The organism is Frigoribacterium sp. PhB160 (assembly GCF_003751785.1).
GTDB lineage: Bacteria > Actinomycetota > Actinomycetes > Actinomycetales > Microbacteriaceae > Frigoribacterium.
In genome coordinates, this window is record NZ_RKIE01000001.1 from 1,470,201 (window position 1) to 1,484,612 (window position 14,412).

Below are 14,412 nucleotides of genomic sequence, written 5' to 3' on the forward strand. Positions count from 1 at the left end.
CCGCCGACCGGCGAGAATCCTTCGCGGAAGTCTACGAAGCCTCGGCGGGCGGGCTCTCGGGCTCTTGGTGGGCGTCGACAAAGGCGTCGGCCAGGGGGCCGGCCACGGCCTCGACCTGCCAGCGCCGCGCGCCGAGGTCGCGGAGGGCCGCCGCGAGCGTGTCGGTGTCGAACGGGATCGGCGGCTCCCAGCAGAGACGCCGCAGGAGCTCGGGCGTGAGGAGGTTCTCGACGGGCAGGTCGAGCTCCTCCGCGATCGCGGCCACGACCGGGCGCGCGTGGCGGTACCGCGCGTCGGCCATCGGGCTCTTGTCGGCCCAGCTGCGGGGCGGGGGCAGCGTGTCGCCGGCCGGTCCGCGGTGGCTCGGCAGGTCGTCCGTGGACATGCCGCGCTCGATGGCCGCCCACCAGCGGTCGAGCTCGCTGCGGCTCGCGCGGCCCACGAACTCGCGGACGCCCGCGAGCGCCCGCTTGTCGGCGGGCTGCGCCTTCGTCGCCGCCACGAGGGAGGCGTCGGGCACGAGGCGCCCGGCGGCGGTGTCGACCTGGCGGGCGTACTCGTCACGGGCGAGCCAGAGCTCACGGGCGACGGCCAGCCCCCTGCTGCCGCGGACGGTGTGCAGGCCGGTGAGGCGCCTCCACGGCTCCGCCTTCGGCGGCTTGGCCTCGCGGGCCACGGTCGCGGCGAACTCCTCGCGGGCGATCTCGAGCTTGCCGGCGCCCTCGAGGAGCTCGTGCATCGCGTCGCGGAGGTCGACGAGCAGCTCGACGTCGAGCGCGGCGTAGACGAGCCAGCTCTGCGGCAGCGGCCGGGTCGACCAGTCGGCCGCGGAGTGCTCCTTGGCGAGGTGGACGCCGAGCAGCTGCTCGACGACGGCGCCGAGGCCGACCTTCGGCAGGCCCGCGAGCCGGGCTCCGAGCTCGGTGTCGAAGACGAGCTCGGGGTCGAGGCCGACCTCACGGAGGCAGGCGAGGTCTTGGCTGGCCGCGTGCAGCACCCACTCCTCGTGGCCGATGACCGCCTGGAGCTCGTCGAACGAGCCGATCGCGGGCGGGTCGAAGAGGAAGACGCCGGCCCCCCGGCGGAAGACCTGGATGAGGTAGGCGCGCTGCGAGTAGCGATAGCCGGAGGCGCGCTCCGCGTCGATCGAGATCGGGCCGTGCCCGGCGGCGATGGCCTCGACGGCCGCGAGGTAGCCCTGCCGGTCGGCGATGACGTCGACCCGGCCGTGCACGGAGTCGGCCGTCGCGACGGTCGGCGAGACGCTGACGGTCGGGGTCGGGGCGGTGGTGGCGTCGTCCATGTGTCGGTCGGTCCTGTTCGTCGGTGCGTCGTCGCTCAGTCGCGCCCCACGCGCCGGGAGGCGAGGAGCGTGACGCCCTCCACCGTCGGCGGGAGCCCCGCGAGCGTGCAGATGAGCTCGCTCCACGCGTCGACGTGGGGCGAGAGGTCGGTGCTGGTCGGCGTCCACGAGGCGCGGAGCTCCAGCTGGGCGCCCTCGCCGCGGTCGGCGAGGTCGCCGTAGCCCGTCGAGAGCACCTTGGTGGCCGTGCCGGACGCGGAGTGGTGCGCCGCGCCTCCGGCCTCGAGGGAGTCGACGAGCCACGACCACGCGACGTCGGCGACGAAGGGGTCGAGGGCGAGGTCGGTCTCGAGGGGCGCCTGCGCGAAGCAGACGACGCGGAACGGCCCGCCCCACGCCTCGGGCTCGGACTCGTCGTGCAGCAGCACGAAGCGGCCGGTGCCCAGCTCGGGGTCGGCGCGGCCCGAGGCGCCCACGACGTCGCCCGCCAGGGCGAGCGCTCGGGGGGCGAGCCCCGACGGCGCGGGGATCTCGGTCACGGCGAGGTCGTCGCGCACGACGGCCCGGCGCACGGACTCGGCCGCGGCCAGGAACGCGTCCGGGGTCGCGGCCGGGATCGGCGACGTCGGGGGAGTGCGGGACACCCCAGCAGACTAGGCTCCCAGCAGATCCAGAGGTCTGCGGCACGCCGGGTGCCGGGGCAGGCCGCGACGGCACGTCACCGCCCTGCCTCCGCCGCGGAGCGGCCCGCGGGCCCTCCCGGCAGCAGCCAGCGCGCGTAGAGCCCGCTCGCGTCGTCGAGCAGCAGCTGGCTGAGCTCGAGGTCGGACGGGTCGAAGCGTTCCCGCCCGAAGACCGGCAGCCCGCTGCCGATCACCAGCGGCGACGTCGAGAGGCAGAGCTCGTCGACGAGCCCGTCGCGGAGGAACTGCCCCGCGAGCGACGGCCCTCCCTCGCAGACGAGCGAACGCAGACCGTGCTCGCGGAGCCGCCGCAGCAGCGTCTCCGGCGCGACGACTCCGTCGTCGCCGGCCGGCACGACGAGCGTGGTGGCCGCCGCCGCGACGTCGTCGCCGAGCGTGCGGGCGACCTCCTCCTCGGCCGACGCCGGGCAGACGACCACGACGCGCTCGGCCTGCGCCGGGTCCATGCGGTGGCCCGACAGGTCGCCCGACGACGTCACGACGACGAGGCGTGAGGTCTTCGGCACCCGGTACCCCTCGGCACGCACGCTCGCCGCACCGACGACCACGCCGTCGGCGAGCTCGCGGACGACGCCGAGCACGACCCGGTCGGTCGGGTTGCTCAGCGTCTCCGACGTGCCGTCGGGCCCGGCCGCGTCGCCGCTGACCGCCGCGATCAGGTTGAGCCGCAGCCAGGTGGCCGAGGGAGGCGCGTAGAGGCCGAGCAGGACGTCCCGGTCGGCCTCGGGGTCGATCGTGCCCGCCGTCTCGAGCGGTCCCGCGGCGACGCGGTGGAGGACGCGCAGGCTCACGCGGCCGCGGTCTTCTCGCGGAGCTGGCGCTTCGCCCGGCCGAGCAGGGCGGTCATGCCCCGGAGCCGCAGGGGGCTGACCGCCTGCGCGAGGCCGATCGTCTGCGGGTAGTCGTCGGGCACGTCGCGGAGCACCTCGTCGACGGTCAGGCCGCTGAGCCCCTGCGCGAGGATCGAGGCGAACCCGCGGGTGGTCGGCGCCTCGCGAGGGGCCGTCGCGTGCATCGCCACCCGCCCGTCGACGACCTCGACGAAGATGAACACCGGCGACTGGCACTCCTCGACGCGCTCGAGCAGGTCGGGGTGGCCGACGTAGCGCTCGGGCAGGTCGGGCAGCTCGTTCGAGAACTCGAGGAGCAGCTGGAGGCGGTCCCGCAGCTCGAGGGCGAGGAACTCCTCGCGGATCTCGGCCAGGTGTGCGGGCAGGGCGCCCGCGGTCGCGTCGCTCACCGGCTCAGCGCCCGGGGACCGCGCCGGGCTCGGTGCCCTGCACGATGGGCACGCGGACGGTGCTGCCCCACTCGGTCCACGAGCCGTCGTAGTTGCGCACGTTCTCGAAGCCGAGCAGGTGGTGCAGCACGAACCAGGTGTGGCTCGACCGCTCCCCGATGCGGCAGTACGCGATGACGTCGTCGCCGTCGGCGAGGCCGGCGCCGTCGCGGTAGATCGCGTCGAGCTCGACGACGCCGCGGAAGCGGCCGTCCTCGGCCGCGGCCTTGCCCCACGGCACGTTCTGGGCCGAGGGGATGTGGCCGGCGCGCAGGGCGCCCTCCTCGGGGTAGGCGGGAGCCGTCGTGCGCTCTCCCGAGTACTCCTCGGGCGAGCGCACGTCGATCAGCGGCGAGCCCAGGTGCGCGAGGACGTCGTCCTTGTAGGCGCGCAGCAGGGTGTCGTCGCGCTCGACGACCGGGTAGTCGGTCGGCTCGGGCCGGGGGGCGACCGTCGTGTACTCGCGGCCCTCCGCCTCCCACGCCGCGCGACCGCCGTCGAGCAGTCGCACGTCGGCGTGGCCGAAGAGCGAGAAGACCCACAGGGCGTAGGCCGCCCACCAGTTGTTCTTGTCGCCGTAGACGACGATCGTGCTGTCGCGGTCGACGCCGCTGCGCGACATGAGCGCGGCGAACGCCTCGCCGTCGACGTAGTCGCGCTGCACGGGGTCGTTGAGGTCGAGGTGCCAGTCGATCTTGACGGCGCCGGCGATGTGGCCGGTCTCGTAGAGCAGGACGTCCTCGTCGGACTCGACGACGACGAGGCCGGGCGTCCCGAGGTGCTCCTGCAGCCACTCGGTGCTGACGAGCCTCTCCGGGTGGGCGTACTCGGTGAACCGTTCTGACGTGTCGTGGTCGACGACCATGGTGACTCCTCTTGTCTGTCGCCCCGCAGGGCGGGGTCCGCCGCGGCGGCGGTCGGGGCGATCGGGTGCCGCCGACCGCGTGGGTATCATCGGCAGGCGGCACCTCGACGGTACGCATCGCGCGTCGCCGTCGCCCGGACGCCCCCGAGACTCTGACACAGAACACGGCCGCGGCATTCCCGCCGGCCGTCACGCCACCACCCGCGAGGTCCCGCCGATGTCCCCTGAACCGCTCCGCACCGTCGTGTCGCTGGTCGACCGCGCGCCGACCATCACGAGCGCCGAGATCGTCGCCGAGCTCGTGCCGCCGCGGCAGTTCGACGGGGCCTCGCTCGAGAACTACCGGCCCGACGACGCCTTCCCGTCGCAGGCCGAGGCCGTCGAGGCGGTGGCGGGCTTCGGCTCCGCGGGGGAGCGCCCGGCCCGCCGCGGCCTCTTCCGCCGCCGCTCGGACGTGCCGGAGGCGCTCCCCGGCCTCTACCTCGACGGCGGCTTCGGCGTCGGCAAGACGCACCTGCTCGCGGCCCTGTTCAACCGCTCGACCGGTCGTCGCTACTTCGGCACCTTCATCGAGTACACCGCCCTCGTCGGCGCGGTGGGCTACGCGGGGGCGGCCCAGCAGCTGAAGGGCGCGACCCTGGTCTGCATCGACGAGTTCGAGCTCGACGACCCGGGCGACACGATGATGATGACGCGGCTGCTCGGCGACCTCGCCGACCAGGGCACGCGCATCGCGGCGACGTCGAACACGCCCCCCGCGGCGCTCGGCGAGGGGCGCTTCGCCGCCGCCGACTTCCTCCGGGAGATCCAGGGCCTGTCCGACCGCTTCCGGACGCTGCGCATCGACGGCGACGACTACCGACGCCGGGAGGTCGAGGCGCGGGCCGTTGTCACCGACGACCTCGACGCCGCCGTGGCGGCGGTCGGGGGAACCGTCTCCGTCGACGACTTCGGCGCGCTGGTCGCGCACCTCTCGACGGTCCACCCGAGCCGGTACGTCAAGCTGATCGACGGCGTCGACGCCGTGGGGATGCGCGGGGTCGCGCCCTTCTCCAGCCAGACGGACGCGCTCCGCTTCGTCGCGTTCGTCGATCGCCTCTACGACGCCCAGGTGCGCGTGATCGCGACGGGCACGCCCCTGGACGGCGTCTTCGGCGAGGACATGCTCGCGGGCGGCTACCGCAAGAAGTACCTCCGGGCGGTCTCGCGCCTCGTGGCCCTCACCTCCGCCTGACGGGCGTCCCGACACCTCGCCAGCGGCCTGGGGGCCGTCTCGGAGCCTCGCGAAACACGCTGTTCACGAACGCACAGATCCTGTTACATCGCCGAAACATGCGCGGACACGACCGGAAACCTCGCCCCACGACACTGAGTCTGCGTCACCGCCGCGCCGCCTGCCGTCACAGACCGTGAGACCCACACGGGGCGGGCCGCGGACGACGCCCCTGGCTCCGAACGACGAGAGGTGACCCCACATGGAACTGGACCAAGGCAACACCGCCTTCATGCTCATCTGCGCAGCGCTCGTGCTGCTCATGACCCCCGGCCTCGCCTTCTTCTACGGCGGCCTGGTCAAGGCCAAGAGCGTGATCAGCATGATGATGCTCAGCTTCGGCGCCATGGGCCTGATCGGCGTCCTCTGGGTGCTCTACGGCTACTCCATCGCCTTCTCGAACGGTCCTGAGGGCCCCGCGGGCACCGACACCTACATCGGCTGGGACGGCGTCTTCGGCTTCGACCCGTCGATGTTCAGCCTCGACTCGCTCTTCCAGGAGGTGCAGAGCGGCGAGTACGCCGCCGCCTTCCCGGGCATCGCCTTCGCCGCCTTCCAGGCCACCTTCGCGATCATCACCGTCGCGCTCATCTCGGGCGCGATCGCCGACCGCGCCAAGTTCGGCGCCTGGATGATCTTCGCCGGCGTCTGGGCCACCGTGGTCTACTTCCCGGTCGCCAGCTGGGTCTTCAACTTCACGCTCGGCGAGGACGGCTCGGTCGTCGACGGCGGCTGGATCGCCCAGATGGGCGTCATCGACTTCGCGGGCGGCACGGCCGTCCACATCAACGCCGGTGCCGCGGCCCTCGCCCTGGCCCTCGTGCTCGGCAAGCGCGTCGGCTTCGCCAAGGGCGCCGACAAGCCGCACAACCCGCCCTTCGTGCTCCTCGGCGCCGGCCTCCTGTGGTTCGGCTGGTTCGGCTTCAACGCCGGGTCCGAGCTCGCCGCCGACGGCATCGCCGCGCTCGCCTTCCTCAACACGATCGCCGCTCCCGCGGCCGCCGTCCTCGGCTGGCTCGTCGTCGAGAAGCTCAAGGACGGCAAGGCCACCTCGGTCGGCGCCGCCTCGGGAGCCGTCGCCGGCCTCGTCGCCATCACCCCGGCCTGCGCCGCCCTGTCGCCGTTCTGGGCGATCGTGCTCGGCGTCGTGGCGGGCGCCGTCTGCGCCCTCGCCATCGACCTCAAATTCAAGCTCGGGTTCGACGACTCGCTCGACGTCGTGGGCATCCACCTCGTCGGCGGCCTCATCGGCACGCTCTACCTCGGCTTCTTCGCCACCGGCAGCGGCCTCTTCTTCTCGGGATCGTTCACGCAGCTCGGCGTCCAGGCGCTCTCCGCCCTCGCCGTGCTCGTCTACTCGTTCGTGCTGGCCTTCCTCATCGGCCTGGCGATCGAGAAGACCATCGGCTTCCGCGTCAAGAACGAGGACGAGGTCGCCGGCATCGACCTCGCGCTCCACGGCGAGGAGGGCTACGTGCTCGAGAACTCGCGCGCGTAGCGTCCCGCCCCTCCAGGACGGCCCCGGTCAGCTGACCGGGGCCGTCCTGCGTCCGCGGGGCCGGCGACCGCCCCGACCGACAGCCCAGCCGCCATGCCCTAGATTCCCTGAGGACCGCCCAGGTCCCGCCGAGGAGGAGAACGATGCCGATCGACCAGTGGTACGACGCCGAGACCCGCGACGCCGCCACGGCCCGCGTCGTGCAGCGCCTCGCGACGAACCCGGGGGACCGCCACGTGTTCTCCGTCGTCGCCGAGGAGTTCGCCGTCGACCAGCAGGCCCTCCGCGAGTGGGTGGCCGAGGTCGCGCCCGAGACGGTCGTCCCCGCCAAGAAGGCCAAGCGACCCAAGTTCTCGCCCGTGACGACGACGCGCATCGTCCCGGTCGACCGCGACGCCCCGGTCGATCGCGAGGAGCGCGCCGATCGCGAGGAGCGCGCCGACCGTGACGACTCGCCGACGACCCGGTCGCTCGACGACGAGTCGCCGGCCGACGCCACGGCCGACGGCGGACCGGGGGAGGCGCCCCTCGCCGAGGTCGACGAGGCGGCGGACCCTGCCGCGCCTGCCGTCGAGGCCGGAGCGGAGCCGACGCCGCGGGAGGAGACGGCGAGCGTCGACCGACCCGTCGTCGCCGAGGACGTCCGGAGGCTCGAGGCACAGGTCGCCGAGCTCCGTCGGGGGAACCTCGCCCTCGTCGACGCGATGCGGGTCATCCTCAGCGACTGAGGCGGCGGCCCGGCGTGGCAGGGCTCGTCGCGCGCCTGGTCCCGTCTGCGACCGGAAATGCGAGAAGCCCCCGATCTCTCGGGGGCTTCTCTCGTGTGAGCGATACTGGGATCGAACCAGCGACCTCTTCCGTGTCAGGGAAGCGCGCTACCGCTGCGCCAATCGCTCATGCATGACCTGCGAGCAGGTCTCTTCAGTTGTTCACGCGATCATAGACCGAAGTCGGGATCGAATGGAGGTGGAGACGGGATTTGAACCCGCGTGAACGGCTTTGCAGGCCGGTGCCTCGCCTCTCGGCCACTCCACCATACGAGCGACTCCCAGAGGGGGAGCCACCAGTCGGTGGACCACCCTCTGGTGAGCATTACACTCGAGCGGATGACGAGATTCGAACTCGCGACCCTCACCTTGGCAAGGTGATGCGCTACCACTGCGCCACATCCGCATTTCGCTTTGCATTTCTGCGTGCAAAAGAACAATACCCAGACCCGGGGCAGAAAACAAATCGAGGGATGTTCGTGTCTTCGACCCCTCACCCCGGCTCCGGGGCGGGCGCCCGCAGCACCCTCGGAGGGGCGCCGAATGGCGCTGGAGTCGACGCGTCCACTAGTATCGACGAGTCCCCGACAGGGGCGATTGGCGCAGTTGGTAGCGCGCTTCCTTCACACGGAAGAGGTCATCGGTTCGAGCCCGGTATCGCCCACGGAGAGAAAGCCCCGGTCCGCCGGGGCTTTCGTCGTTCCCGGGGTGCACGCGCGGACGGACGCGTCCGCGGGGCCCGCTCCGGGCGACGGCGGCGAGGTAGCCTCGCACCGTGCCCGCCCCAGGAGAGACGCCCGCCCGCGACGAGGCCCGTCGGCCCGGTCGCCCGGTCGGGACGGACGTCGAGGCCGTGGCCCGGACGGCCCTGGCCCTCTTCGAGGAGCGCGGCTACGACGCGGTCAGCATGGCCGACGTCGCGGAGGCCGCCGGGATCGGTCGGCGCAGCCTCTTCCGGCACGCGCGCAGCAAGGCCGACCTCGTCTGGGGCGGCGTCGGGCCCGCCGCCGACGAGATGCGCCGTCGCCTCGACGACAGCGACCCCGGGTCGCCGCTGCTCGACGCCTACCGCGACGCGTTCGTCGGCGCGATGGAGTCCGACGCGGTCGACCTCGACGCGACGCGGAGCCGTCTCCGCCTGATCGCCGCCCACGCCGAGCTCCGGGCCGCCGTGTCCGCGCAGCTCGCCGAGACGGACCAGGTGCTGTCCGCCTTCGTGGCCCGCCGCCGACCGGACCTCGCGGGCACGCCCGCCGCGGAGGCCGTGACCGAGGCCATCGGCGCGGCGTCGTTCGCGGCGCTGCGGGGATGGGCGACGGCGGACGGGGAGCCCGGGCTCCGCGGCGCGGTGGGCGACGCCCTGGAGGCGCTGGCCGGCCTGGGCGGGCCGGCCCGCGCCTCCGGGGCGGCGGTCTAGATCGCGGACCAGCCCCCGTCCGACGCCAGGACGACGCCGTTGACGTTCGACGCGTCGTCGCTGGCCAGCCAGGTGATCGAGGCGGCCATGACGTCGGCCTCGACCGGCGTCGGGACCGTCGCCTGCATGATCGGGCCCAGCGCGGCCGCCGCGACCGCCGACGACATCGGCGCCTCGATGTTCGTGATGGTGGCGCCGGGCGCGACCGCGTTGGTGCGGATCCCGTCGCGGCCGTAGATCACCGCGGTGTTCTTCGTCATGCCCGCGACGGCGTGCTTCGAGGCGGTGTAGGCGAGCCCGGCGGCCGAGCCGCGCAGGGCCGCCTCGGACGCGACGTTCACGATCGCGCCGCGACCGGCCTCGAGCATGAGCGGGAGCACGGCGCGGGTCAGCCGCATGACGGCGGTCACGTTGACGGCGAAGACGAACTCCCACGCGGCGTCGTCGATCTCGGCGGCGGGGACGAAGGCGTCCATCACCCCGGCGACGTTGGCGAGCACGTCGACGCGGCCGTCCGCGGCGTCGACGACGGCCTGCACGCCCGCCTCGGCGGTGATGTCGCCGGCGACGGGGACGAGGTCGAGGTCGGGGTGCTCGGCGACGAGCGCGTCGAGGCGCGCCGCCACGACGTCGGCCGCGACCACGCGGGCGCCCTCCCGTGCGAACCGGAGGGCGGAGGCGCGGCCGATGCCGCTGCCCGCCCCGGTGACGATGACGGTGCGGCCGGCGAAGCGGCCGGGGATCGTGGACTCGGGCATGGTGGCTCCTCTCGTGGCGGGCCGGGTGCCCGCCGGAGGCATCATGGCACCCGGTGCCGTAATGCAGCCGGGAGTCCTGCGGCCGGGGGAGCCGTCGTGCCGCGCACCACGAGCTTCGTCGGCAGCACGACCTCGGCCTCGGCCGGGTCGACGCCCCCGAGCAGCGAGAAGAGCATCGTCGTCGCGACCGTCCCCAGCCGGTGCATCGGCTGCCGGACCGTCGTCAGGGCGGGCTGCTCGCGGGCGGCCTCGGGGATGTCGTCGAAGCCGACCACGCTGAGGTCGTCCGGCACCCGGAGGCCGAGCTCGTGCGCGGTGCGGAGCACCGAGACCGCCATCAGGTCGTTCGCCGCGAAGACCGCCGACGGCCGGTCGGGCAGGGTCAGCAGCTCGCGGGCCGCCGTCCGCCCGGCGCCGAGCTCGAACTCGCCGTCGCGCGTGAGCCCGGGGTCGCGGGCGATCCCCGCCGCCGCCAGCGCCTGGACGTAGCCGGCCTCGCGGAGGGACGCCGACCGGAGGTCGCCGCGCCCCGCGAGGAAGCCGATCCGACGGTGCCCGAGCCCCACGAGGTGCTCGACCGCCTGGATGGCGCCCCCGCGGCTGTCCGCCTCGACGCTCGGCAGGTCGGCCCGGCCCCGGTGCGGGTCGACGGCGACGACCGGCACCGTCGTCGACATGGTGAGCACGGAGGGGGTGACGAGGATCGCCCCGTCGATGAGGGTGCCGCTGAGGCGGGAGAGCGAGCGGCGTTCCCAGCCCTCCGCGCCTCCGTGGTGGGCCCCGCTGTAGGCGAGGAGGTCGTACTCGGCGCCGAGCGTCCGCATCGCCGTGCCGACGCCCTTCAGCACCTCGGAGCTGAACGGCTCGAAGTCGGCGACGAGCACGCCGACGACGCCCGTGCGCCGCGAGCGCATGCTGCTCGCGACGAGGCTCGACTCGTAGCCGAGGGCGTCGACGGCCGCCATCACCTTCGCCGTGGTGGCGGGCGACACGCCGTAGCGGCCGTTGACCGCCTTGGACACCGTGGCGACCGAGACGCCGGCGGCGGCGGCCACGTCGTGGATGGTCGAGCGAACGTTCACGGCGCGAGCCTAGCCATCTCGAAATGGTTTTCGAAAACGTTTGACACCCTCCGGGGCGTTTCTGACACTGGACCCACCTCCCGCACCGACGCAGGACGGACGGCCGACCCGGCCACTCAACGACGAGGAACAGGTGGAACATGACGACACGACGTCTCCTGGCAGGATCGGCGGTGCTGCTCCTCGGGGCGGGCCTGCTCACCGGCTGCAGCGCCGGAGGGTCCGGCGGATCCGACGACGGCACGCTGACGCTCTGGCAGAACTCGACGACCGGCCCCGGCCAGGACTTCTGGACCGCGACCGCGGCCGACTTCGAGAAGGCCAACCCGGACGTGACTGTCGACGTCCAGACCGTCCAGAACGAGGACTTCGACAGCAAGCTCCAGACGGCGCTCAACTCGGGCGACGCCCCGGACGTCTTCCTCCAGCGCGGCGGCGGCAAGCTGCAGGCGATGGTGCAGGCCGGACAGGTCAAGGACCTCACCGACAGCATCTCCGACGACGCCCGCTCGCAGATCAGCGAGGGCACCTTCGGCGCCGGCTCGATCGACGGCGAGGTCTACTCGATGCCCGTCGCGGTGCTGCCCGGCGGCTTCTGGTACAGCCAGGACGTCTTCGACGCCGCCGGCATCACCGACGCCCCGACGACCATGGACGAGCTCGACGACGCCGTCACGGCCCTCAAGGACTCGGGCGTCCAGCCCGTCGCCCTCGGCGGCAAGGACGCGTGGCCCGCCGCGCACTGGTACTTCTTCTTCGCCCTCCGCGCCTGCAGCAGCGACACGCTCGAGCAGGCCGCGACCGACCGCGACTTCAGCGACCCCTGCTGGGTCGACGCCGCGCAGGACCTCGCCGACTTCCGCGACACCGATCCCTTCAACGAGGGCTTCCTCACCACCGCCGCCCAGCAGGGCGCCGGCAGCTCGGCCGGTCTCATCGCCAACAAGCAGGCCGGCATGGAGCTCATGGGCGCGTGGGACCCGGGCGTCATCGCCTCCCTCACGCCCGACGCGAAGCCCCTGCCCGACCTCGGCTGGTTCCCCTTCCCCGCGGTGGACGGCGGCGACGGCCAGCCCGGCGCGATCATGGGCGGCGTCGACGGGTACTCCTGCGCGACCGACGCCCCCGACTCGTGCGTCGACTTCCTGAACTACCTCGCGACCCCGGACGTGCAGGAGGCGTACTACAAGGCCTTCAACGCGCCTCCGGTGAACACCGTGGCCCAGGAGGCCGTCACCGAGCCCTACCTGCAGGAGGTGCTGGCCGCCTACAACGACGCACCCTTCGTCTCGCAGTGGCTCGACACCGTCTACGGCCTGAACGTCGGCAACGCGATGAACGTGGCCGTGGTCGACCTCCTCTCGGGCGACGGCACGCCGGAGCAGTTCGTCGAGGCCGTCGACGCCGCCGCCAAGAAGGCCTAGGGGACCGGTCGTGAGCCTCCGCGAACCCGACGTGCGGCCCCCCGCACCGTCGCGGCCTCACGCCACCGCCGGGGGCGACGCGCTCGCGTCGCCCCCGGCGGCCTCCCGGGCCGTGTCCCGGGCGGGGCGTGGCGCCCGCCGCCTCGAGATCGCCCTGCTGGTCGGGCCGGCCCTCGTGGTCTTCCTGGCCTTCGTGGTCTTCCCGATCGTCATGGCCGCCTACTACGGCTTCTTCAGCTGGCAGGGCTTCGGGGCGCCGACGGACTTCGTCGGCTTCCGCAACTACGTCACGATCTTCCAGGACGCCTCCTTCCTCGACGCGCTCCGCCACAACGCGACCATCGTCGTGCTGTCGCTCGTGCTGCAGGGCCCGGTCGCGATCGGCCTCGCGCTGCTGCTCAACCGGAAGCTCCGCGGGCAGTCGCTCATCCGCGTGCTGATCTTCGTGCCCTACGTCATCAGCGAGGTCGTCGTCGGCACCGGCTGGAGCCTCATGCTGCAGGGCAGCGGCGCGGTGAACGACCTCCTCACCGACATCGGCCTCGGCGGCCTCGCGCAGGACTGGCTCGCCGACCCGAGCATCGCCATCTGGACCCTGCTCGTCATCATCACGTGGAAGTACGTCGGCTTCGCCGTGATCCTCTTCCTCGCCGGCCTCCAGGGCGTGCCCGAGGAGCTCAGCGAGGCCGCGGCCATCGACGGCGCGAGCTGGTGGCAGATCCAGCGCCGCATCACGCTTCCGCTGCTCGGGCCGACCCTCCGCATCTGGGCGTTCCTGTCGATCATCGGCTCGCTGCAGCTGTTCGACCTCGTCTACATCATCTGGGGCCAGTACATCGCCGCGACCGCCGGCACCTCGACCATGGCGACCTACATGGTGGCCAACGGCCGCACCTCGGGCAGCTACGGGTACGGCAACGCCGTCGCCGTCGTGCTCTTCCTCATCTCGCTCGTCGTCGCCCTCGTCTACCAGCGCTTCGTGCTGCGACGAGACACGGCCGGCGCCCTCACCACGTCAGGAGACGAGAAGTGACCGCGAGCACCCTGCCCGCCCGCCCGCGGGGAGGCGCCGCCACGCCGACCCCGACCGGCTCGGCCGGCACCCCGAGGACCCGCCGGAGGCGCGGGATCGCCGACCCCGGACGCGGCGTCGCGTACGTGGTCGCGATCGTCGTCATCGTGCTGATGCTCGCGCCCGTCGCGTTCATCGTCATCGGCGGCTTCCGCACCAACGCCCAGATCACGACCGACCCGTCGGGCTTCCCGAGCCCGTGGCAGGTCGGCAACTACCTCGACGTGCTCACCGGCGGCACGTTCTGGCGGCAGGTCGGCAACTCGCTGATCAGCGCCGGCGCGACGACCCTCGGCACGGTCGCCCTCGGCCTCGCCGCGAGCTACGTGCTCGCCCGCTACCGGTTCGCCGGACGGGGCGTGCTCTACGCGCTCTTCGCCGCGGGCCTCATGTTCCCGATGACGGTCGCGATCACGCCGCTGTACCTGGTGATCCGCGACCTGGGCCTGACGAACTCGCTGGCCGGCGTCATCCTGCCGCAGATCGCGTTCGCGCTGCCGACGACGATCATCATCCTCGTGCCGTTCCTCCGCGCGATCCCCGACGAGATCGAGGAGGCGGCCTTCATCGACGGCTGCAGCCGCCTCGGCTTCTTCTTCCGCATGGTCGTGCGGCTGTCGCTGCCCGGCATCATCACCGTGGGCATCCTCGCCTTCATCGGCGCCTGGAACTCCTACCTGCTGCCGCTGTTCATCCTCAACGACCCGTCGACGTTCACGCTGCCGCTCGGCGTGCAGGCCTTCTCGTCGCAGTACTCGGTCGACACGGCCCGCGTCCTCGCCTTCACCGCGCTCTCGATGCTGCCGGCGCTGATCTTCTTCAGCCTGTTCGAGCGCCGCATCGTCGGCGGCCTCACCGGGGCGGTCAAGGGATGACCGCCCCGCTCGACCCCCAGACCGCACCAGCCGAGGAGGCGCGACGCACCGTGACCGACACCACCCGCCGACCCCGCGCCGTCGCGTCCGCCCGC

General features: G+C 72.9%; 14 protein-coding genes and 4 tRNA genes. 8 read left to right on the forward strand and 10 right to left on the reverse strand.

All coding sequences use genetic code 11. From position 1 onward, the window contains the following. Positions 1–31: 31 nt before the first annotated feature. From EDF38_RS06955 to EDF38_RS06975, 5 genes are all read right to left on the reverse strand, one after another. Positions 32–1,303, reverse strand: a complete 1,272-nt coding sequence (locus tag EDF38_RS06955; RefSeq protein ID WP_123354580.1) for an HRDC domain-containing protein — start codon at positions 1,301–1,303, stop codon at positions 32–34. 35 nt (positions 1,304–1,338) lie between these two features. After that, positions 1,339–1,947: a DUF3000 domain-containing protein gene (locus tag EDF38_RS06960; protein WP_233572286.1), complete on the reverse strand. Its 609-nt coding sequence runs from the start codon at positions 1,945–1,947 to the stop codon at positions 1,339–1,341. Between the two features lie 74 nt (positions 1,948–2,021). Continuing rightward, a complete protein-coding gene (locus EDF38_RS06965) occupies positions 2,022–2,798 on the reverse strand; it encodes a dihydrofolate reductase family protein (protein WP_123354581.1) in 777 nt (258 codons plus the stop codon). After that, entirely contained in the window at positions 2,795–3,247 is a 453-nt protein-coding gene (locus EDF38_RS06970) for a SufE family protein (RefSeq protein ID WP_123354582.1), read from the reverse strand. Before EDF38_RS06970 ends, EDF38_RS06965 begins: the two co-directional genes overlap by 4 nt. A gap of 4 nt (positions 3,248–3,251) precedes the next feature. Further along, positions 3,252–4,151, reverse strand: a complete 900-nt coding sequence (locus tag EDF38_RS06975; protein WP_123354583.1) for a sulfurtransferase — start codon at positions 4,149–4,151, stop codon at positions 3,252–3,254. Positions 4,152–4,368: 217 nt separating this feature from the next. Between EDF38_RS06975 and zapE the strand changes: the two genes are divergently transcribed. From zapE to EDF38_RS06990, 3 genes are all read left to right on the forward strand, one after another. Continuing rightward, positions 4,369–5,385, forward strand: a complete 1,017-nt coding sequence (gene zapE / locus EDF38_RS06980) for a cell division protein ZapE (protein ID WP_123354584.1) — start codon at positions 4,369–4,371, stop codon at positions 5,383–5,385. 247 nt (positions 5,386–5,632) lie between these two features. Beyond that, on the forward strand, positions 5,633–6,922 hold the full coding sequence (locus tag EDF38_RS06985) for an ammonium transporter (RefSeq protein WP_123355079.1): 1,290 nt from the start codon (positions 5,633–5,635) through the stop codon (positions 6,920–6,922). A 143-nt stretch (positions 6,923–7,065) separates the two neighbouring features. Next, the gene (locus EDF38_RS06990; RefSeq protein ID WP_123354585.1) at positions 7,066–7,650 is read left to right on the forward strand and encodes a hypothetical protein; all 585 of its coding nucleotides are present in this window, start codon (positions 7,066–7,068) and stop codon (positions 7,648–7,650) included. A gap of 96 nt (positions 7,651–7,746) precedes the next feature. On the opposite strand, the gene EDF38_RS06995 is transcribed toward EDF38_RS06990, so the two are convergent. From EDF38_RS06995 to EDF38_RS07005, 3 genes are all read right to left on the reverse strand, one after another. Beyond that, positions 7,747–7,818, reverse strand: a tRNA-Val gene (locus tag EDF38_RS06995). Between the two features lie 65 nt (positions 7,819–7,883). Continuing rightward, a tRNA-Cys gene (locus tag EDF38_RS07000) sits at positions 7,884–7,957 on the reverse strand. A gap of 66 nt (positions 7,958–8,023) precedes the next feature. Next, a tRNA-Gly gene (locus EDF38_RS07005) sits at positions 8,024–8,095 on the reverse strand. 185 nt (positions 8,096–8,280) lie between these two features. Between EDF38_RS07005 and EDF38_RS07010 the strand changes: the two genes are divergently transcribed. Both EDF38_RS07010 and EDF38_RS07015 read left to right on the forward strand, forming a co-directional pair. Further along, positions 8,281–8,353: transfer RNA gene (locus EDF38_RS07010), tRNA-Val, on the forward strand. Between the two features lie 111 nt (positions 8,354–8,464). After that, the gene (locus EDF38_RS07015; RefSeq protein WP_123354586.1) at positions 8,465–9,106 is read left to right on the forward strand and encodes a TetR/AcrR family transcriptional regulator; all 642 of its coding nucleotides are present in this window, start codon (positions 8,465–8,467) and stop codon (positions 9,104–9,106) included. Here the strand turns inward: EDF38_RS07015 and EDF38_RS07020 are convergent. Further along, the gene (locus tag EDF38_RS07020; protein ID WP_123354587.1) at positions 9,103–9,864 is read right to left on the reverse strand and encodes an SDR family NAD(P)-dependent oxidoreductase; all 762 of its coding nucleotides are present in this window, start codon (positions 9,862–9,864) and stop codon (positions 9,103–9,105) included. The two genes, EDF38_RS07015 and EDF38_RS07020, sit on opposite strands and share 4 nt — an antisense overlap. 41 nt (positions 9,865–9,905) lie before the next feature. Further along, on the reverse strand, positions 9,906–10,946 hold the full coding sequence (locus tag EDF38_RS07025) for a LacI family DNA-binding transcriptional regulator (protein WP_123354588.1): 1,041 nt from the start codon (positions 10,944–10,946) through the stop codon (positions 9,906–9,908). Positions 10,947–11,086: 140 nt separating this feature from the next. Between EDF38_RS07025 and EDF38_RS07030 the strand changes: the two genes are divergently transcribed. The 3 genes from EDF38_RS07030 to EDF38_RS07040 are packed head-to-tail and all read left to right on the forward strand — an operon-like array spanning position 11,087 to position 14,317. Next, positions 11,087–12,370: an extracellular solute-binding protein gene (locus EDF38_RS07030; protein ID WP_123354589.1), complete on the forward strand. Its 1,284-nt coding sequence runs from the start codon at positions 11,087–11,089 to the stop codon at positions 12,368–12,370. 10 nt (positions 12,371–12,380) lie between these two features. After that, positions 12,381–13,403 (forward strand): carbohydrate ABC transporter permease, encoded by a 1,023-nt coding sequence (locus EDF38_RS07035; RefSeq protein ID WP_123354590.1) that lies wholly within the window; start codon positions 12,381–12,383, stop codon positions 13,401–13,403. After that, positions 13,400–14,317, forward strand: coding sequence for a carbohydrate ABC transporter permease (locus EDF38_RS07040; RefSeq protein WP_370275586.1), 918 nt, complete (start codon positions 13,400–13,402; stop codon positions 14,315–14,317). Before EDF38_RS07035 ends, EDF38_RS07040 begins: the two co-directional genes overlap by 4 nt. Positions 14,318–14,412: the final 95 nt, after the last annotated feature.

Bases quoted from the DNA above. Each gene is read 5' to 3' on its own strand.
- EDF38_RS06955 (WP_123354580.1), bottom strand. From the start codon at position 1,303: ATGGACGACGCCACCACCGCCCCGACCCCGACCGTCAGCGTCTCGCCG.
- EDF38_RS06975 (WP_123354583.1), bottom strand. From the start codon at position 4,151: ATGGTCGTCGACCACGACACGTCAGAACGGTTCACCGAGTACGCCCAC.
- zapE (WP_123354584.1), top strand. From the start codon at position 4,369: ATGTCCCCTGAACCGCTCCGCACCGTCGTGTCGCTGGTCGACCGCGCG.
- EDF38_RS06990 (WP_123354585.1), top strand. From the start codon at position 7,066: ATGCCGATCGACCAGTGGTACGACGCCGAGACCCGCGACGCCGCCACG.
- EDF38_RS07020 (WP_123354587.1), bottom strand. From the start codon at position 9,864: ATGCCCGAGTCCACGATCCCCGGCCGCTTCGCCGGCCGCACCGTCATC.
- EDF38_RS07030 (WP_123354589.1), top strand. From the start codon at position 11,087: ATGACGACACGACGTCTCCTGGCAGGATCGGCGGTGCTGCTCCTCGGG.